This is a genomic window from Pedobacter sp. MR2016-19, from assembly GCF_014947265.1.
Lineage (GTDB): Bacteria > Bacteroidota > Bacteroidia > Sphingobacteriales > Sphingobacteriaceae > Pedobacter.
Map to the genome: position 1 here is coordinate 45,873 of NZ_JADCNK010000028.1, position 20,911 is coordinate 66,783.

At 38.9% G+C, this 20,911-nt stretch carries 15 protein-coding genes and 1 tRNA gene; 6 read left to right on the top strand and 10 right to left on the bottom strand.

Annotated features, from left to right (window positions below; translation table 11 throughout):
* Positions 1-90: 90 nt before the first annotated feature.
* The 4 genes from IM793_RS23015 to IM793_RS23030 all read left to right on the top strand — a co-directional run bounded on the left by IM793_RS23015 (position 91) and on the right by IM793_RS23030 (position 5,357).
* A complete protein-coding gene (locus tag IM793_RS23015) occupies positions 91-1,128 on the top strand; it encodes a fatty acid desaturase (protein WP_193425591.1) in 1,038 nt (345 codons plus the stop codon).
* A 184-nt stretch (positions 1,129-1,312) separates the two neighbouring features.
* Positions 1,313-2,665, top strand: a complete 1,353-nt coding sequence (locus IM793_RS23020) for a hypothetical protein (protein ID WP_193425621.1) — start codon at positions 1,313-1,315, stop codon at positions 2,663-2,665.
* A gap of 2 nt (positions 2,666-2,667) precedes the next feature.
* A complete protein-coding gene (locus IM793_RS23025) occupies positions 2,668-3,846 on the top strand; it encodes a hypothetical protein (RefSeq protein WP_193425593.1) in 1,179 nt (392 codons plus the stop codon).
* A 2-nt stretch (positions 3,847-3,848) separates the two neighbouring features.
* Complete coding sequence (locus tag IM793_RS23030; RefSeq protein WP_193425595.1) at positions 3,849-5,357, top strand: hypothetical protein; 1,509 nt, start codon at positions 3,849-3,851, stop codon at positions 5,355-5,357.
* Positions 5,358-5,736: 379 nt separating this feature from the next.
* Here IM793_RS23030 and IM793_RS23035 read toward each other — a convergent pair whose 3' ends face one another.
* The 4 genes from IM793_RS23035 to IM793_RS23050 all read right to left on the bottom strand — a co-directional run bounded on the left by IM793_RS23035 (position 5,737) and on the right by IM793_RS23050 (position 12,735).
* Entirely contained in the window at positions 5,737-6,483 is a 747-nt protein-coding gene (locus IM793_RS23035; protein ID WP_193425598.1) for a hypothetical protein, read from the bottom strand.
* 873 nt (positions 6,484-7,356) lie between these two features.
* A complete protein-coding gene (locus IM793_RS23040) occupies positions 7,357-9,462 on the bottom strand; it encodes an AAA family ATPase (protein WP_193425600.1) in 2,106 nt (701 codons plus the stop codon).
* 347 nt (positions 9,463-9,809) lie between these two features.
* Entirely contained in the window at positions 9,810-10,778 is a 969-nt protein-coding gene (locus tag IM793_RS23045) for a hypothetical protein (RefSeq protein ID WP_193425602.1), read from the bottom strand.
* A gap of 7 nt (positions 10,779-10,785) precedes the next feature.
* Positions 10,786-12,735: an AAA family ATPase gene (locus IM793_RS23050; protein WP_193425604.1), complete on the bottom strand. Its 1,950-nt coding sequence runs from the start codon at positions 12,733-12,735 to the stop codon at positions 10,786-10,788.
* Between the two features lie 149 nt (positions 12,736-12,884).
* Here IM793_RS23050 and IM793_RS23055 point away from each other — a divergent pair, with 149 nt between their 5' ends.
* Entirely contained in the window at positions 12,885-13,097 is a 213-nt protein-coding gene (locus IM793_RS23055; RefSeq protein ID WP_193425607.1) for a hypothetical protein, read from the top strand.
* Between the two features lie 229 nt (positions 13,098-13,326).
* Here IM793_RS23055 and IM793_RS23060 read toward each other — a convergent pair.
* Positions 13,327-13,410 (bottom strand) — tRNA-Leu (locus IM793_RS23060).
* Positions 13,411-13,762: 352 nt separating this feature from the next.
* Here IM793_RS23060 and IM793_RS23065 point away from each other — a divergent pair.
* Positions 13,763-14,401 (top strand): DUF6266 family protein, encoded by a 639-nt coding sequence (locus IM793_RS23065; protein ID WP_193425609.1) that lies wholly within the window; start codon positions 13,763-13,765, stop codon positions 14,399-14,401.
* Positions 14,402-14,434: 33 nt separating this feature from the next.
* On the opposite strand, the gene IM793_RS23070 is transcribed toward IM793_RS23065, so the two are convergent.
* The 5 genes from IM793_RS23070 to IM793_RS23090 all read right to left on the bottom strand — a co-directional run bounded on the left by IM793_RS23070 (position 14,435) and on the right by IM793_RS23090 (position 20,375).
* On the bottom strand, positions 14,435-15,199 hold the full coding sequence (locus tag IM793_RS23070; RefSeq protein ID WP_193425619.1) for an MBL fold metallo-hydrolase: 765 nt from the start codon (positions 15,197-15,199) through the stop codon (positions 14,435-14,437).
* A gap of 49 nt (positions 15,200-15,248) precedes the next feature.
* The gene (locus IM793_RS23075) at positions 15,249-15,521 is read right to left on the bottom strand and encodes a hypothetical protein (protein ID WP_193425611.1); all 273 of its coding nucleotides are present in this window, start codon (positions 15,519-15,521) and stop codon (positions 15,249-15,251) included.
* Between the two features lie 375 nt (positions 15,522-15,896).
* The gene (locus IM793_RS23080; RefSeq protein WP_193425613.1) at positions 15,897-16,799 is read right to left on the bottom strand and encodes a right-handed parallel beta-helix repeat-containing protein; all 903 of its coding nucleotides are present in this window, start codon (positions 16,797-16,799) and stop codon (positions 15,897-15,899) included.
* Between the two features lie 272 nt (positions 16,800-17,071).
* Positions 17,072-17,722, bottom strand: a complete 651-nt coding sequence (locus tag IM793_RS23085) for an outer membrane lipoprotein carrier protein LolA (protein ID WP_193425615.1) — start codon at positions 17,720-17,722, stop codon at positions 17,072-17,074.
* Positions 17,723-17,783: 61 nt separating this feature from the next.
* Positions 17,784-20,375, bottom strand: coding sequence for a DNA translocase FtsK (locus IM793_RS23090; RefSeq protein ID WP_193425617.1), 2,592 nt, complete (start codon positions 20,373-20,375; stop codon positions 17,784-17,786).
* Between the last annotated feature and the right edge of the window lie 536 nt (positions 20,376-20,911).

Below are 20,911 nucleotides of genomic sequence, written 5' to 3' on the forward strand. Positions count from 1 at the left end.
CGCGACTCATCGTCACTGCAAAAGTAATCATTAAGCTTTGAATGCAGTCAAAAAAGTCGCGTTGTGTTTGAAATATCAAAAAACAACACCATGCAAAACAAAAATTCTATGGAATCTGGCGCTGAAGCAGCCCGGATGACCAGCATTCTACAAGGCGCTGTTGCAACACACCTTGAATCCACTTCAAAAACGATATCGGTAGGCGCTGAAGTTAATGAAATCAAAAAAGCGCTTCAAGCGCAATCAGCCTTTCAGGAGCTGAAAGATTTGATGAAGCCGAAAACCAAAATCTCAATGGGATGGATATTGAGAAGTATATTATCAATAGCATTCGCCACCTGGTTAACCTATCAGTTCACTTATTTATTGCCACTGGGGATGTTATTATTAACAAGGTCCTTGAGGGCCTTAGGGAATCAGGTTCATGACCTGAGCCATTTTAATATCTTTAAATCCGCAAAGGTAAACAAATGGCTAGGCACCTGGATTTTGGGTCCATTAATGTTCTATGATTTTGAAACCTTTTTGAATAACCATAAACCTCACCACAGTGAGCTGGGCGTTGATGGAAAAGATGAAGACATCATTATCTGTAGCAAAACAATCAAGCCAACTGACAGCGATCTGGTTGCCTTTTTAAAAATATACCTGCCATTGTTAACCGATAAAAAACTCTGGTTGTCGTCCGTTTTTGGCCATCTCGCTAAACCCACCTGGAAGGGAAGGGCCAGGATTCTTGGATTCTGGGCTTTAACCATGGCCTGTATCGCCGCCATATTTTCATTCAAAATCATGATTTTTTTCGGCTTTACCTGGATTCTGGCCAGGGCCACCACCTATCATGCACTGAAGATGCTCGTTGAACTGGCAGACCATGCCTGTCTGGACGCCACATCGGTTATCAACTACACCAGAACGATGCCTGATAACTGGCTTTCCTACTTAATCCATCCTGAAAATGACAACTGGCATACCGCGCACCACCTGTTTCCAAAAGTTCCGATGCCCAACCTAAAAAAGGCACATACAATACTATTGAAAGTGCCGCAATTCAAAGCTGCAATCCAGCTGGACAGCTACTTTACAGGCAGAAATTCATTGATTAAAAGCCTGAGAAAGCACAGGTAATACAGCCGGCAGCGTGGCAAATGCCGCGCTGCCCTTATACCAACAGCCCTAAAAATAACCCGCATTTTAAAAGATCCGTCCTATCGAATGATTCATACAGCTGGGTAATGAGATAATTACCAAATATTAAGTATTTGAAAACCAACAACTAAGCGCTAACTTAACCATACCAAACGCTTCATTCATGAATAATCCAGCGCTCGATGTCGTGATCGGCATTGTATTCGTCTACCTCCTTTACAGCCTCCTGGCCACCGTTTTACAGGAAATGCTCGCCAAGGTATTTGACCTCAGGGCCAAAATGCTCAAGACTGGCATCAAAAGAATGCTGGGAACCAAATCCGGAAAAAATGAGTTTGTCGGGAAATTCTATTCCCACCCCTCTATCAAATACCTCGCGCAAGGAAACGGAATGCTATGGAACAAACCCTCTTACCTCTCCTCGAACACTTTCAGCCAGACCCTGATATACCTATTACGGGGCGATGACTGGAGCCGGACAAGCAACCAGGCAGATGCCATAGAAAAAAAAATAAAAACCGGGCTTGCTGCCTACGCCCAGAATCCCCAGCCCGGCGGTAATCCCTCGCAGCCTTCAAAGGCAAGTGGCTCAAACTTTTTAAAGAAAAGCCCCCAAAAAGATAAACAAGCCGAACCCTTTGACATCTGCAGCGATGCCCTGATACATCTGAATAACCTGTTTCAGGATGCAGGAGGAGACCTGGGTAAATTCAATTTCTATCTGGAACGTTGGTACAATGACACCATGGAAAGGGTTAGCGGCTGGTATAGAAGGCAAACCCAGCTATGGCTTTTAGCCATAGGCACTCTTATTGCCATCGCAGGCAACATCGACACCCTAAAAATCTACCGCATCCTTTCCACAGATACCACAGCAAGAAAACTGATGGTGGAAATGGCCATCAAAAAAAGCGAAGCCTACACCGCCATTGTGAACCAGCCTCCGACAGATCGCGGTGCCATTCCCTCTGAAGGCAAAGAAACGATGCCCGCCGATTCGGCTTTCATCAAAACTTACCAGATGCTCCAAAAAGATGCGGACAGGACAAAAGGAATCCTTGGCCTAGGTTGGATCGATGAAAAAGGCAGCAACAGCAGAGACTCGCTCGCTAAATTAATAGCGGCCAGTGAAGCACTCCTGCAAGCAGGGGTAACCAGGCAAACCAAACTTGCAAAAGATTTGCAAAAAAATGACCTATTGGCCCAGCAAAAGTTTAAAAAAGCAATTATGGCTTTGAAAATTGATAGCTTAAATTCAAGGATACAAACGTTAAACCAGGTAAAAAAAAGCATCAATACCTACCTGACCTTTCATTTCTGGCCTTCAATTGCAGGCTGGCTACTTACGGCAATCGCCATTTCCTTTGGTGCCCCATTCTGGTTTGACCTGCTCAATAAGCTCATCAATATCCGAGCAACCGGCGAAAAACCCCAGGAAATACCAAAGAGCGAAAGCATTCCAACCAGGGAAACCCTGGGGCAGGAAAAAATCAAAGTAACCGAAATTGCCGGATAGTTATGAAAGTGACGATATCCTGCTATTTAAATGAACGGATTGGAAAAGCCTCACTCAGTTCAAAAACTGGGAGAGTTTTAAGCCCCGGAGAAAACATCGAAATCACCCAGGTAGGCTATGGCGATGTGATTGATGGCAATGGGCTATGGTTTGGTTCAGCTACCCAGGCCTACTACTGGAGCGGCGGTATTTACGAATCCGATTTCGATCTGGGCCAAAGCCTGAATGAATTCAAGCAGGATGAGCAAATCCAGATACTCAACTACGTCAAAAACCTTGCCCAGCCACTTCTAAAAACAGCGGTAAGCGGCTACGTTGGCTGCGGCGTAGGCTTTAAAAACCTGGACACCGGGAACATCCCCTGCCTGATCGTTTATGTCAACGAAAAAATCGATCTGGCCGTCGCCAAGGGACAGCACATGGTCTTGAAAAACGTTCTAATAAAGGGGCTAAGCATCCCAACCGACGTGATTGCCCTTCCCGCGAACAGGCTGCATTACGACCCAAATACAAAACCCCGCGACAAGGAGCAGGACAGCCCGCCCAGGATCGGCGGAGGCATCAGGGCAATCAGCACAGCCAAAACCGGAACCCGATCGATTGTGGTGAAAAGGCTTAAACCAGGCAGTACAAATACCTATGATTATTTCCTGCTGGCCTCCTTCCATGTACTGCTCAGTGAGCTGATCAAAGATGGCAGCGGCCGATATTCCCAAGGCAAACTGAGAGCCCGAATCCCAATGAACGACGATGGCGAAGAATTTATCATCACAGAAGGGCTTTACAATCAGGACGCGGATTATGCAGCCATCCGACTCCATTCAGCAGGTGAAGTGATCAACAACAGCGACGAGGTCACCATCACAGGTTATTATGAATATGATGACTTTCACAAACTAAAAGGCAGGCAGGTTTACATGATGGGTTATAAATCCGGAAAACAGACGGCAAAAATACTCTCCATGTTCAACAGCATCACCCTTGATCCCTATCAGAGCACCTTTAATAATGTGGTGATCACTGAAAAGCTATCCATCGGCGGGGATTCCGGGGCACCGGTCATTGACTGCGAAACCAATAAGCTCATTGGCTTTATTATTGGCGGCGATGAGCTCAAGGTATCCTTCGTGCTTCCCTTTTACAACCTCAGGTATGACCAGAAATTTTATCTAAATATTTAATCATGAAAGCAATCTCCATCTTCATTACCGCCTGCTGCCTCACCATGTCAGCACTCGCTCAAAAAGACCAGGTCAGCGACTTTGCCAGCTGGCCAGCCCCCCTGAAAGACAAAATCATCCGCCTGGATCCCGCCAACGCTTTTTCAGTCAGCATTTCAAAGATCGAGGAAACAGCCCTTACCGAACTGCTCAAGAACTCCAGCCTAAGCGGCACGCTAAACGCCGAGAAGGTCACAGAACAGCTAAATGCCACAAAATATCAGGATACGGCAATCATCGCCTATGACAAACAGAAAAAAGAACTCATCATCAAGGTAAGCCGGATGCTAAACAAAATCACGGAAAAAGACTCGCTGATCCTAAAGCTGAAAAGCACGGCCAGCGACAAGGGCATTACCTACACCATCCTAAAGGCGAAGGCCACTGCGCCTGCAAATACAACATCATCCACTAGCCCGCCCAAAATGAGCGTACAGGCAACTGACCTATTGAACGATGAACAACTAAATGATTATTTCAAATCCAATTACCTGGACAATGACTATAAGCTCACCGATGTTGGTTACAAGAAAAAGGACGAAATATACACCATACACATCTTTTTTGACCAGCTCGGAAACCCACTGTTTTCATCCGTGCCCACCGGTATCCAACGCAAATACCATTACAAGATTCATATCCTCTATCCCAAATACCTGTTTGAATCAGGCAGGTTCCTTTTTAAGCAGACCGCAGGCACACTGACCGATGAAGACCTTTATTATAACAGCGCAGTTACGGCAGGCAAAGCCGCAGATGGCAAATCCCAGTCCGAGAATCAAGGCCAAACCCAGAAAGACATGACCATCATCGATCACTCCATAACCATGCTACCCACCTCAGATGAGCTGGCTTTTAACATCCTCTATTTCAAAGGCGGCAATCCCGCTGAACCGGTACAGCTCAACAGCACCAAAATCAAAAAAACAGCATTCTACAAAGGCTCCTTTGATGTCGGCATCCTTTATACCTGGCTCAATAACCCAACCTTCACCTCGGTAAATTCACCCGCAGACGCAAGCAAACAAACCCTAAAGGTCACAAACGACAAACCCGCCATTATAGGAAGCTTCATGTACACACTATACGTCTCTCCGGTAAACCTGATTTTCCCTGAAGGAAGGGATGGCAGGCGGTTCAATGCATGGGGCAGGTCATACCTGGACGATGAGGGCAGTTTCATCCGTAAAATTTACCCCTGCCTTGGCGTCGGGCTAAGCGGAGAGCTACTCACCAACTGGTTCTTCGGGCTAAACATACAACCCATGCAGGGCTTTGGTATCTTCGCCGGCAAAAACGTCCGCAAAGTCAATACCTTTGATATGCCTGGTCTCATCCCGGGAGAAACCCTAATCAGCACCGAACAGTTCAACTATTACCAGAACACCAAAACCAAATCCAACTGGACCATCGGCATCGTACTGGACACCAACATCTTCAATAAAATCATCGGCAGCGTCAGCACACCTTAAACAAAAACAAAAATATATCCGGCAGCAGATACAAGGCTAGCCGGATATATCTTAAGCAGAACATAAACTACTAAGCCGGATCAGCAAAGGCACAGCCTATCGGTCAATTTCAATTAGTTTCCATCGGTATCATTGAATTTTATCCAGCGAACGCTGAGGATAATTGTACCATGGATACCAGGTGAAGATGCCATGCTATAAGAGCTGGATCAATGACCAAAAGACAGTAAACCGAATACCAAGAAAAAATCATCAGGCCATGGCTGCGACAACAATTGAGGCGGATAAAGTTTGAGTCGCTGTGTTAAAACAAAGCAACTTTCTTCCACCAGCCCGATTTACGGGTATGCATGGCTTAAATTTGCCCCCCTAAAGTAGGTCACAGCGGCAACACCCAACTTTTACATCCACTAAATGTTAAAAATGCCTGATCGGGATGGCAATAAATGTCTATCATGTCCTGTTTTGGAATTGCTGAACGTGTGTGGTCTTCATGACGGATGGGCTCCTGTATATCATGCCCCCTGTTTATCAGGTAAATTCTTGAGATCTTGTTGATTAGATAAGCACCTCCAATAGTTCCAATTTTTAATCTTACTTCTATAATCGCTGGAATGCCGATTTTTCGGAGAGCTAAACCAGTTTGCAGATCCTCCTCATGGCAATTATATAAAGCTTCACCGCCCCAAGACCTAAAAAACCTACCTATACCATGTTCTCCCTCAAAATATGGGGCCTGGAAAACGAAATGCAGCATATCCTTCCGATATTTATCATCTGCTTCATTTTTGGCTTTCATACTTTCAGCCAATTCAAGCGAAACTAGGCCACTTTCTTTCACTCTATCAATCCTATCATTTAAAACTGCCTGGTTGGGCAACTGCATACCATGCGCTCTGATCAAAAACATTTCCTCAGCAGTCAGCCTTGTACAGTGATAGACACCCTCAAAGGTGAATTTGGACATCATTTGCCAAAGATGCCTATGAGCCTTGTCATATTCAAATCCGATGAAATGATAGTTATTACTATTGAAATTTAATTCGTAGTCTAGTAAAGGTTGTCCATCATTTTTCAAAAAATCAATGATTTCAGTTGGCCAGGTTTCTTCTTTGCTCAGTATCATGCGCTATCGGTAATCATCCGGCAATTTTAGGGTTGCTTCCAGTTTTAGAAATGCCCTTAGCATCAACAGAATATGGATGAACAATCCCAACAAAACAATAATGCCGATATTTAAATACAACTGGTCATCAAAAAACAATTTATGTACAATAGGCCAAATAACTGTTAAAAAAATAATTGACACGGCAGCATAGAAATAATACTGAATGGAGACCGGCAAACGACCTTCATTAAAAACCAGCAAATGAAAGAGATTTGGCAGTACATTGTTTTGTACTTCGTCAGCAACACCAAGCAAAAGCTCCTTTGAATAAGGGATATCAGCAAACCTCTCAGCATCGATTTTTTTGCGGCAACTTTAATACTAGCTCCGTAAGTTGTTTGGTCGTTGTACACCGGGTTATCTGTTGTTTTATCGAAATAGCTCTCTAATTCGTTATATTCAGTGAAATCGAGAAAGTCCGTTATTTCCCGTAAGGAGTAGATTTTCACGGGCGCATGTTTCGTAGAAAAAAGATTGAGGTTTTGCAGGGGATTTAAATCTGCGAACATATTTAGTTGTAAATACAATACTTAGAACAGCAATATTTTAAAAACGCAAATAGCTAACAATCAGATTTTTAGCTATTAAAAGCATACCAATCAACAGGAATACTTTGGACATTTAATCGCTTTTTATTGCTTATAGAGCCTATAATTGAGGATTTAGAGAGGAAGAAATTCATTTAAAGCCCTTGCAAAAATTGACGAATTTTGGTTCTTCTCAAAGCTGGAGATACCTTGAGAAGATTAGCTTAGAACAAAAAAGTTGGCAGAAATCAACAATCGTTTTCTTTTTTTCCCTCCCTGCGAAAAATAACTCATTAATCCTCGTTTAAATATTTCTTTTTTCCTCGACATATTTCGTGCATTCATCAATAATAAAGCTAGGAACCAAATCGTAATCATTAGGATCTAGCTGACAAATGAGTTCATTTTCAATATGATATGATTCATTAATAAATTTCCTAAGTACATTAGGAAGCTCTTCCAATTGATCTTCATAAATTAATCGAAAAACATTCAGACGCACATAGTTGTTCTCAGCCGAATCATAAATCTGATAAAGATGATTTGGATTATCTACCCTAACAAGACTTTCACTATAGTCAAAACCTGGAATGAAAGTCCTAATATTCACGATACCATTTTGAAAATCCACATCTTCCATTAAATCATTATCAATAGGTTTCCTTGTATCTCTTAGCTCTGTTAATCCTCTTTTATGAAATAGGTTTGATAATATTTGATACTCATCACCAAGATCATCGATTATTTCGTAGTTCCGTCTTAAATAAATAAGTTTAATGATCTCGTCAATATCTGATTGAAGTGCTTTTTTGCAAATCTGGGCAAAAGTTAATAGATCTGTTTTTGTAATTTGTTTCTCTTTAAGGTTACCTGAATCAATATAAATATATTTGGCTTCGCATATAGAGGAATATTCTCTTATAACTTTTACAGTATCGATAACCGGGTCAAGATCGTGAGTTAGCAAAAGAACTGTTTTATTTCGAATATTTTCCTTATTCTGCTGCTTCCCAAAGAGCATATGCATAATTGCATATTTTTTATTTTTATCAAAGGATGAAATTGGATCATCCAAGATGATAAGTTCTGGTTTCTTATAAAGTGCCTCATACATAAAAAGAACCAATGAAAATGCATTTTTTTCACCAAAACTTAAATGTTGCTTCCCTCCATTTAATGTCTTAGTTGAATCTTTATGTCGCAGAATCAACTTGTAATCCTTTTTTTCATTATCAATAATCTCGACCTGATATTTATAGCCAGCATTCTGCAAAAATTCGTTTATGTTCTTCTTATGGTTTTCAATGAGTTTTTTAAGTAAACTTTTTTGCTTATTAATCTCTCCTTGTAGCATTCCAACTTTAGTAAGAACCTGATCAAGCGAATTGTTCAATGAAGCCAAAATTTGTGATGTCTTTGTAGACTTAAACCGGTCGAAAAGATCAAGATTAATCTTTAAACCAGTCAAAATCTCAGAAACTTTTGCGTCCTCTGCAAACGAAATAGGAGAAATATACTTCAGTGCTTTTAATTTCGATAAAAGGTTGTCTATCTGCTTCTTAATTTCTATAATATAGTCTTCTTCAGCTTTCTCTAAACCGCTCTGTTTTTCAGTAATGGTTTTAAGAGTTTGATTGGCAGTTTCGGAAAAGTAATCGCCAAGATTTTTCAGTGCATCTAGGATAATGCTGAAGTTCTTAATAACGGTTTTGTCATAAACTTTTGATACACTATGTATAATTTCCTTTTTCTCTTTTGTAGAAGAAGTGCAATACGGGCAGTCATCTGATATGCTTAGAAATTGCTCGCCCTGAACCTGCCAACCCAGCCAGCTTACACAGCTTTTATCCTTGATGAGTTTGGAGTAGCCCTTTAGCTCTATTGGAATATTATGTATTTTGTTTCCATCTTTTAATCCCTTTACCAATGGTGAGGTCTTAGATAAACCCGACTGAGTCATAGCAAAGCTTTTGGATAGTCCCTCAAAATCTTGGATGATAGTATCCAGTTCACTATTTTCAGAGAATACGTCTTTGATCTGTTTTAGCAGAATATCAATCTGATCAGTATAGCCTTGATATTCTGCCGTCCTGATGAAAATTTCATAACTATTGGCAATCAGCTCGTCTTCTTTATACAGGAACTGGTTAAGGTACTCTTCATTAAAAATTAACACTGTATTGATTTCATCTGGGCAAGTAACTTCTGGTATAAGTATGGTATCAGTGTCAATCAACTTGAATGGCGTCAGCTGAACAAGTTGCGATTGGTCTTCTGCTCCAAATTTAATTGCTTTGGAAATTGTACTTTTTCCTGTACCATTAATTCCATACCTGATATTTAAAATATTCTTTGTAAGAGTAATTCTTCCATCATCGATGTTGTTACAGTTCTTAATTACGAATTCCATATAAAAATATCTTATGATAAATTAACTGAGTTGTAACACAACATTGATTTTTGATAGTAGAACTTGTGGATTGTGAGAGCATACTATAAGGTTATTTATTAATTGAGCCATGGATTCATTAAAAACATGAATCTTTAGGATTGTAATTTACATATATTCTCAAGACTATTAATGTTGTTAGCCTAAATACTATACGAACAATTTTTGTGTAATCTGTTAATTCCAGATATCTGAGTTTTAATTTATTCTTAATATGGAGGCTATCAGCCGATAGTAATTGTAAATTAAGCAAAACACCAAGCTTTAAGATCTATTTTTGTATCTGGTATCCATCAAAGCAGCTAATTTCATGGGTCTTTTTTTAAAAGACCAATTTGGTAAGCAATATCCAATGTAAATTTGGCCAATGGTCTTTTGTGAATATCACTTTCTTCCGCATAATTACCAGTAATAAGCCTATTCACTACAGATTTATTTTGAAAAATCTTTGGCAACGAAGTCAACAGGGTGTTTCGATAGCTCAGTGGGTAGGCCTCCGCCTTAAGAATAAGATCTGCAGCAACATCTCTCTGGGTAGCATAAGTACCTTTTATTGAGAAAAGATCATCAAACTTCTCATGCCCCTTTGGTGGTATTGGCTCATCAAACTCTATAACTATGTCGTCCAAGTTCCTACTCAACAAAAATTTTGCCTTACAGCCGTTAGACAAGCGAAAACTAAAAGGAGATTGATGATGCTTATTAACATCGCTATATAAATTAAAGGAGACCTTTTTTACCCCTTTAACAATATTGCAATTGGCACAAACCGGGTAAAGATTAAAAATCGAAATACTAAAACAGGGGTACTCTTTCTTTGGCAGATAATGATCCGCTTGAAATTTGGCTTGATAACCCTTAGATTTCCCTAAGACCATTGCCCGTTCCACTACAACTGTTAATAAGGCATTACAATAAACGCAAGTCTTAATACCGACTTTAAAAAAATATTTAGGGTAAAAAGTGGAACGCAAATTGGCATAACCCATAAGTTCAATGAGCGTATTTCGAAAAACTTTTCTCTTTTTACTTTTCATATCACTAGCTGAAATGATTTTGCCAAATTCTTTTTTTAAATCATTTAAGCGTTTTGTATTGGCAGTAATGATCTCTTTTCCTAGAGCCAATAAATGATTTAAATAATTCTTTTCCTTGGCATCTGTTAAAGTGCTGTTGTAGGTAACAAGTCCTTTCTCCACCATTTGCCAATGATCAATTATTTCGGCGTCATACCCTACAATAATATCTTCTATCCCTTTTGTTGCTATAGAAATCATAATAATATTACGATAAACCGTCTCTGAGATTTTGTAAACGTTCAATTTCCATATCAATTTCTGATTTACTTCTTAAAAATGCCTGCGAGTATAGTTCATTTAGACTACTCTGGATTAGTGGTTCACCAGTCATATCAATAACTTTTCTGACTTTTGCTTTTGTCCAACCATCAATGTCCTCCTCTCCCCTATATTTTCCTTGTGCCCTAATAATAAATTCGAGATATTTATATGCCTCAGTCAAAATTTCCTTTGCATTTTCGCCAATATATCCATCCTCATCCAGAAAAAAATTATTGGCTAAAAGATCATGGATATTTCCGCCAAAAGTATTGCCCTGTGGGTAGCGTTGCGAGGCTTTTTTGTCCACAACATCTAGATAAAGCGTCTGTTCACACGGAATATCTGAAAGGACAAAGGGCGAATGAGTAATAAATATAAAGTTAATAGAATTGATTAATTTCAAGTTCGCACTATGAATGCTTTTAAGTAAATCGTTAATAAATCTTCGTTGTAGATCAGGATGATAATACAATTCTATCTCATCGAATATTACGTTGATGTTATTATATCGAAGAAGGATATCCGAAGGCTTACCCCCCTCAACAGTATTTAGCAAGATTGAGTCAAGATTTTTGAGATGATAAACTAATGATGAGTAAGCATATATTTTTTGTTTTTCGCCGGAACTGAACCTACTGAAATGATCATCTTGGTCGGAAAATTCGATATCAAATGATAAAAATGCCGGTGGCATTAGTTCTATAGTGGGAATATCATATTTTTTTTTTACTTCTGCAATATTATACTTGACCACTTCAATTTCCATCATAATACTTTCCGATGCTTTATCTATTATATCAAAACGCAAAAAATTAAGTGCTTGTTTGAGCTTAAAGGTGATATGACTAGTATCTTCATTCAGCGCTTTCAGATAATTTACTAACCTCGTATTCGCCTTTTGTGTGCTAAACCCACGATACTTAAAGTAATGCTTATATTTCGTTACAATTGAGTATAATTTTCTAATGATATATTCCTTGGCATAGTCGTTAAGTGGACTAGGGCTCGGCGTGAATTCGGCATCGCCAAAAAAAACCTCATATATTGTAGGAATAACAAATCGTTTAACACTATGTGTTCGTTCCAGAACAACTTGTTGTGTGTTTTTTCTCAAGCGAAATTTGGAATGATCCAAAGCAAATATAAAATAAGTTGGAATTTTCTCCCTCTTCCCAAAAGAGAAAACTCCGTTCATTTTTTCAAGTATATTAACAAGTAATCTTGATCTTACAAGATAATTCTCTTTGTTGATATCAATAATACCATTTTCACGGTACGGATTTAACACTATAGGAGTTTGATATGCATCATTTTTATGAAATATTGATTTAAGCCAATGACCAGTATCAATAGTGTTTAACGCATAATGAGAATAATTTACAACTATATTATAGAAAAGAAAATTGATACTCTTCTTTTTGTCCAAGCGATTACTCTCCTTGTAACCTACGTACGTGTCGTTGAACTGATACAGGGTATTATTTCTTCCATTCTGCTCAAGTTTGAAAATTCCGTCATCTATAGCAAAATATATGGCTACCCTTACTCCCTCCTCCATTCTGTAAATCTCTCCTTCATCATCCTTTTTCGGAAGTATGCGTTGTTGTTTAGAGATATTAAAGAATACAACATACAGCAACTCAATCAAGCTACTTTTTCCACTCCCGTTTTTTCCTACAATTGCAGTAATATTGATTTTCAAGTCACCAATATCGAAAATCCTTGGGATCTTATCTTCGGTCACGATTATACTTTCTACTCCGACGATATCTTTTTCAATTTTGTAATTGTTATAAAAATAATATGGTTGCTCTTCCTGCAAGATCTTGAGATATTTTGTATCACAACCATCTAAAGGCATGATGGCAAGAAGCTTAAAGCCGATATTCTTCATTAAGAGATTAATTTTTTTTGCTAATATAATATTTCAAACATATAACCATTCATCCTGAAAAAACAACAGTCTTTTTTAATGCAAAATAACTATTTACTTAATACAGAAAATAGTTATTTCATTCATCTTTTTATTCGTAACTATTCCATATGAATGCTCCAAGAAAAAGAAGAGCCAAAAGAATCCCAAATCACCCAGGAAATGAAGATAAGATTGTTCATGAGGACGAGAAACCTTTCTTAAATCTGGTCGCTCGACTTGCCGTGGAAGTCTTTTTTAAAGATGTGCTTGATATAGAAGAAGAGCAAATTATAACGACTAAAAATCGTCCGTCGGCAAGTCTAAATAAAAATGTGTTTTAGTAGGGATAAGCAGATGCTATTTGAACAACTGAATATCAAGCAGCTGCACATAAAACACTTAATATCAACAATTTACAAATGCAATTCGGAGACATTAAAAAATAAGTAAATATTTGATTATCAATCAATTAAAAACAGCCTATTTTTGTGTTCAAAGATAAAACTCCATAAAAATAAGAATGCAACTACCTTATAATTAGATAGTTTCATTCTATAATTAAACATCCGGTACCCAAGAGGAGATTCGAACTCCCACACCCATACAGGCGCCAGCCCCTCAAGCTGGTGCGTCTACCAATTTCGCCACCTGGGTTTGATTTGTTGCAAATATATAAATTAACCATAGTGCGCTGCAACATTCATAAAATATTTTTTGAACTTAAATTCCGGAAAGCAAATCTTAAGATTGTAAACCAGACAGTAACACCAAAATCAAATCTAAATAAATAGCAATAACACCACTTTGTATTGTTAAGCTTATTCTTATAAGACAGGCATAAAAGCCTTACGGTTACGATGGACTTTCGACGCACTTAAGACGGACTTTCGTCGGACTTATGACAATTATACCCAAATAAAAGCCGACTTAAACCAGAAGCAAATACAACTTATTTGTTTATTAATCAGCAATTTACTATATTGTATTGCCTAAAACTAATGCAATCATGGGAAAAATAGAAAACGGAATTAACGGTGGCTTCACCGGGACGGTGGGTGCTGTGACGGGTTATTACCTGAACGGGAAATGGGTCATCAGAAGCAAACGCAGAAAATCCATAAAAAACAAAACCGGTAGTGCTGATCAAAAGGCCTGCAGATCCCGTTTTACCATGATGCAGACCTTCTTAAGTCCAATTGTTGCTTTTATCCGGATTGGTTTTAACCTGGAGTCGAAAAAACGCATGATGACCGCCCATAATGTTGCAAAATCCTATAACATGCTGAATGCTCAAAATGCCGCCGGCGAAATCGACTATGCCGCTGTGCGTTTAAGCTTTGGAAACCTCAGCGGTGCGGAGGGTGTTAAGCTGGAACACGACGATGCGGGTGTACATTTCAGCTGGACGGATAATGCTAACGGCAATTACACCAGGCAACATGACCAGGTGATGTTAATGGTTTATGATGTGGACAACAAAACGGCCATCTATGAAACAAGTGGCGCCAGGCGGTTAAAAGAAAGGGAAAGCCTGGAAATTCCGTCCTTTTATAAAGGAAAGACATTTCACATCTGGATGGCTTTCATTGCAGACGATAGAATGGGGATATCTGCGAGTACGTATTGCGGCAGTTTCGTTTTTTGATCACAAACGAATGAAGCTTTACGTTAAATAACGCTAACATTCGAAACTAAGCCCGTCGTAAGCCAGCCTGATGTTCGATGGCAAGTCTTTTTCCACATCGGCATGTTTACCCAAACTATGGCTAATGTGCGTAAGATAGGTGGTTCCGGCCCCTACCCTTTTGGCAAAAGCAATGGCCTCGCCCAGGGTAAAATGAGAAATATGCGGTTCTTTCTGCAAAGCATTAATGACCAATGTTTTTGTTCCCTTTATTTTTTCAAAACTTTGCTCCGATATTGTTTTAGCATCAGTAATGTACGTAAAGTCGCCAATCCGGTAGCCTGTAATCGGTAATAAATGGTGCATTACCTCAAATGGAATGATGGTACTTTCGCCAATTTTAAAATCTTCGCCATTGGTTACGGTATGCAGATTAATCTGCGGCAAACCATGGTATTTGGTTTCGGCAAAAATGTAATAAAACTCTCTTTTTAATGCTGTTTGTACCCTTTCGGTAGCATAAACATCAATTACCTTATGGAGCAGGTAATTAAACGGCCTGATATCATCCAAACCTGCAATATGGTCTTTGTGTTCGTGTGTAAACAGTACGGCATCCAGGTCTTTTACCTTTTCGCGCAAAAGCTGGTAACGGAAATCAGGGCCGCTATCTACCACAATGGTTTTATCAGCAGTTTCTATTAAAATAGATGTTCTTAAGCGGTTGTCTCTATGATCTAAAGACCTGCAAACTTCGCAATTACAAGCAATTACAGGAACGCCTTGTGATGTACCAGTGCCTAAAAAAGTAACTTTCATCTGCTTAAAATTTCCTTTCTGTTGATGTAATTGTAGTTTTTTATCTCCATTAAAATAATTCGGTTTGTTGTAAAGATTGATAAAATTGTCGTTGTTTCTCATCCAATAGGTTTTCCTCCGCATTGGTCTCTTTTACCAATGTAACTAATGCAGCAATTTTTCCTTCCAGATTTGAAAACTTATTTACTACAACAACCTTATTGTGTTCGAGCAGACAGGAACCCGTTTTAAAGTTCCCTTTCTCATAACGTACCTTATAACCCATAGCAAAAAGCAGGGCTTCTAATTTCTCTAAAGTATGGTTTGTTAGTGGCAATGACATTGGAAACAAACTTAGATAAATCTGCGCAGCATTCATAAATACCGCAGTAAAAAAAATGTAGCGTTATAGTTTTCACCACCTAAGACATTTAAGTGCAATTAGTCAATTATAAACACAATAGGGCACCTAAAAACTTAGATGGCCTCAGGCGACTTAGGTGGTAAAAATAATACTCCGAATTTTTCACCACCTAAGACATGTAAGTGCACCTTAGCGACTATTATCTTCAACAAATAGTGTAGGTGGTTATTTTTTACCATCCTCCTTTTTCCAACCACCTTAGAACACCTTAGTTGATAAAATGAATAGGATGTTATTAAAAACAAAAAAGGTTCAGCTGTTTCCAACTGAACCTTTTTAAGGGGAGAACCAATCTTAATTAATCCGGTTAAATAGCGCTTTTACATTACCAGAGCCACCGCTGCCAGTAGTAGTGATGTGGCCGGCGTTTCCATTTCCGTCGTAACCGCTTCCTTTGTTGTTATTGGATTTGCAATTGGTAACGGTATGCGGAACATTTTGTCCGGCACTACCCAGTTTGAAACCATTTCCATCGCCGTTTGAACCATAACCGTTATTGGTAGCGGTGCAATTGTTAATCACCACCGTATAAGGCTGTCCGTATAAATCCCAGCCATCATCAGAATTGTGGTAAGCATTGCACGAGTTAAAACTATTACCTGCACCAGCTGATAATTTACAGGCGTATCCATCCGCATTTTCACCACCATTGGCCACGTCATAATTATCGTAAGAAGTAGAATTATTGATGCTGTTGTGGTGACCGCCGTTATAGATCTGAAGTCCGGAGTCCTTATTTCCATGCGTAGTTACCTTATTCACATAATTGTAGCCACCTGTCTGGAAAACAATCCCGCAGTCGGGTGCGTTTCTGATGGTCATATTGGTAATATTCCAGTAACTTCCATTTACTTTTACACCCCAGTTGGCACCCGAAATACCTGAACAATCCAATATACCGCCGGTAAAATTAATTTTAGAACCGGATGTACCGCTTTTAAGTAACTGAAGGGTGCTGGTGAGGTAAATGGTACCGCTCACCGTGATCACATCGCCTGGTTGCGCATTTGATATGGCCGCTTTTAAAGCAGCTTCAGTAGTTACAGTAGCACTTACGGCCGCAGCTGCAAGTCCTAGTTTGTTAGGTTGAACGATGGTTTGACCATCTCCGGTATCAGCCATTGTAGTGTTGTCTTTCTTGCATCCGAACAATGCAATAGCCATCCCGAGTACGAGAATACCTGATTTTTTTTTCATGATTGTAGATTTATATTTGGTTATTAATTAACATGAAATTAGTAATATAACTACAAAAACGTATCATAAATCATATATATCTATGCAATCGTTCCCGTAAATCAAAACTAAATAAAATTACAAACATCAATCTTGCTTGTACGTTTAATGTTAATCATAAAAGATAAACGTAGAGGCTTATAAAATAAAAAGCGATTTAACCAGGGATATGTCCTGATTAAATCGCTTCTTACATGCATAGCGCTAAAATCTTGCGCTGCCTGCTGAATCTGTTATCTCAAATCTACCACTTCAACACCAGGATATTTTTTGGCATCGAAAGCAAAAGTAGTTTCTGGTATGTTTACGTTAGGCGAAAAAGTTTTCACATTGTAGGTGTATTTGTTTCCGTTTTTATCAAACAACACTACGTTTGCAATTTGTTTAGCTGCTTTATCGATACTTAAACGCACTTTAAAAATCGATTTTTTAGCATCAACTGGTGTTAAATCGATCATTTGATAGGTTTTAGCACCAGCTTTTTGTTCGCCTGTATAAACGTATTTAAATCCTTTTTCGTAAACGGTGAAAATCTTAGCCGGGTTAATGGCATCGCCACTGTTATCTACATTGCTTACTTGTACTTCTTTGTCTTTTTTCAAATAAGTCCACTGGCTTTTACCATCGCTAAACAATTCCTGGTTAGTCATGGCTACTTTATACTTGTTAGAATTGGCTTTAACATATAAAGTACCTTGCTGGGTTTCTTTTACTTTAGCTTTTGGATTATCTAAAGTAAAGGTAAAATCTGTTTTAACTACGTTGTACGATTTGTATTTTTTACTCACTTCAGCTAAAATGGCTTTAGCTTTCGCATCAGTTTGAGCATAAGTTGAAGTTGTAAAAGCAACTACAACCATTAATGCCGAAATTAATTTCTTCATCTTTATCTTTTTTAAGTTTTTCTTTGAAACGTTAGAGTAGATTATTGTTAAATGGTTTAATCTAATCCTTGTTATCCATACCATTCAAGAATTGTTCCAAAGAATATTCGTCTGGATATAAAACCTCGCGGGCCTTACTTCCTTCAAATGGGCCAACAATACCTGCAGCCTCTAACTGGTCGATAATACGACCAGCCCTGTTATAACCTAATTTAAGTTTACGCTGAATTAACGAGGTTGAGCCCTGCTGATGCATTACAATCAGCCTTGCCGCATCTTCAAAGAATTTATCACGCTCATTAGGATCGAAATCAGCCTTGCTTCCCTCTCCTGCTTCATCAATGTATTCTGGCAGTTGATAGGCATCAGCATAACCGCGCTGGTTACCGATATATTCGGAAATGCGGTCTACCTCAGGTGTATCAACGAAAGCACACTGTAGCCTGATTAAGTCGCTCCCGGTAGATAAAAGCATATCACCACGGCCAATTAACTGATCGGCACCACCACTATCCAAAATGGTTCTGGAATCGATTTTCGACAACACCCTGAAAGCCAGCCTGGCCGGGAAGTTGGCTTTAATGGTTCCCGTAATAATATTTACCGATGGACGCTGAGTAGCCAGAACCAAATGGATTCCGATTGCCCTCGCCAATTGTGCCAAACGTGCAATTGGTGCTTCCACCTCTTTACCTGCGGTCATCATTAAATCGGCAAACTCATCTACCACTAAAACAATGAAAGGCAAAAAGCGGTGACCGTTGTTTGGATTAAGTTTGCGTTTAACAAACTTATCGTTGTATTCTTTTAAATTTCTAACCTGCGCATCTTTCAATAAATCGTAACGCTGATCCATTTCAATACAAAGCGAGTTTAATGTATTCACTACTTTTTTTGTATCGGTAATAATGGCATCAGCCTCTCCAGGTAGTTTAGCTAAAAAGTGTCTTTCAATTCTATTGAATAAGGTTAACTCTACTTTTTTAGGATCGACCAGTACGAATTTAAGTTGCGCCGGGTGTTTTTTAAAGAGCAGCGAAACCAGAATGGCGTTAATACCTACTGATTTACCTTGGCCGGTTGCCCCTGCTACCAACAAGTGAGGCATTTTAGCCAGGTCGGCAATATATACCTCATTGCTAATGGTTTTACCTAATGCAATAGGCAAATCCATAGTGGTTTGACTCCATTTTTCGGTATTTAAAATACTGCGCATCGGCACCATTTCCGGGTGTTGATTCGGTACCTCGATACCGATGGTACCTTTACCAGGCATTGGCGCTATAATACGGATCCCCAGGGCAGCTAACGAAAGTGCAATATCATCCTCCAGGTTTTTAATTTTCGAAATCCTTACCCCTGGTGCCGGAATAATTTCGTAAAGGGTAACCGTTGGGCCAATGGTTGCCTTAATCTTATCAATTTCGATATTGTAATGATTAAGCGTTTCGACAATTTTATTTTTGTTGGCTTCCAGTTCTTCAGCATTTACCGAAATTTTATTGGTGCCATAATTTTCTAACAAATCAATGGTTGGATATTTATAACCAGATAAATCCAGTTTTTCGTCATAATTACCAAACTGCTCAACCAGGTCATCCGATTTTTTTTCTTCTTCAGTTTTTTCGATTGTAAAAGCAGGCTCCTTTTCGGCTTCAATTGGTGGCTCTACCATTAAAGGCAGTGATGAAGCTGCAGCAGTAGCCAATGGCAAATTAGCAGCCAATGGAGATAATACCACAGGTGCTACAGTTTCTTCCTCTTCTTTTTCCTCGAAACGGCTTGGCTGCAACACTACGTTTTGTTGTTTACGTTCGTTACCTGGTGCTTTATCGCGTACCGGAAATTCAATAGGCGCTGAAGGTTCTTCGAAAGTTTTGTTTTTTACAGCTTGCGTTCTAATGTCGTTTACATAATCCGGCGTATCGTTATCGAGGTAAACTTCTTTCGCTTTACGCTCAGGAAATTTAAAATCGATGTTATAGGCAATGATTAAAATAGTTAATCCGGCAAAAGCAATTAATCCGGCAACACCGGCAGCGCCAATTTGGGCTCCTAATAATTTATTGCTCCAGTAACCAAACTCACCTTCTAAATAATGTGGCGATTCTGACCAAAAACTATGTGCAAAACCTAAGGTTAATGAAATAAACAGTAAAAAGAAAAAGCTGTATCCTAATGTTTTAGAGATGGAAAGGATTTTAACTTTAAATAATAAACGGTAACCGATAATGAAAAAGGCCAAAACGAACAGGAAAGAGGCAATGCCGAACCATTCGTAAATAAACTGGTGCGATAATAAAGCACCAAACTTACCTAACCAATTCTGAACTACAGGTATGGAAACACCAGCTTCCTTTAGTTCTTCTGTGGTTTTAAAAAGGTTACTCCAACCGCCATTTGCATCAATTACATAACTCTGATCATCTTGCCAGGTAAACAGATACGAGGTAAAAGCGATTAGAAAATATAATGACAATATTACAAAAAACAGTCCTACAATTTTAACTGCACGGCCATCTGCCAGATCGAAGTTTGGCAAAAAATCTATTTTTTCTTTCAGTTTCCTGCCTGATGATGATCTGCCGGGTGCACTTTCTGCACCTTTATCTCTGAATGTATTGGTTTTAAACTGGTTACCCCTTACCGACATTTTCTATCCTAAATAATTTAATATTGAACAAACTTAGATAAAACTGCGCAGCATTAACGAAAGCCTGACAAAAAAAATAATCACAAATTGCAACCATTATGGCTACAAGCTTTCTGCCACGCTCTTCTTTTTAAAACAACGGAATTAAACCAAAGTAAATATATCCTTCTACCTTCTGTTTAATCTGCCTTAAATTAAATAAAAATATTCATCAGGCATTAAACCTTAAACAGAAATTATTGTCTATTATTTTAACAACACACAAGTTGTGACGTTTTTATCAAATGAAGCGGATTTTGTTTTAGGTTTTATCCCGTTTTACCTGGAGAGGTTAAACGGGATTTTTTATTTACAGATCTTACAGGTTTAACTCGTCGTTTAATTTATTTTTAAAGGTCTCGTTGAGGGCTGAAGCCGTTTAAAAACCTTTAAGGTTTAAGATCCCAGGTGATTTAGGTAATCGATATTATTTGAAAAGCAAGGTTCGGCTCATTTCGGTCACGATAGCCCTGCTATTCCTCCAAGTCCTCACTCCT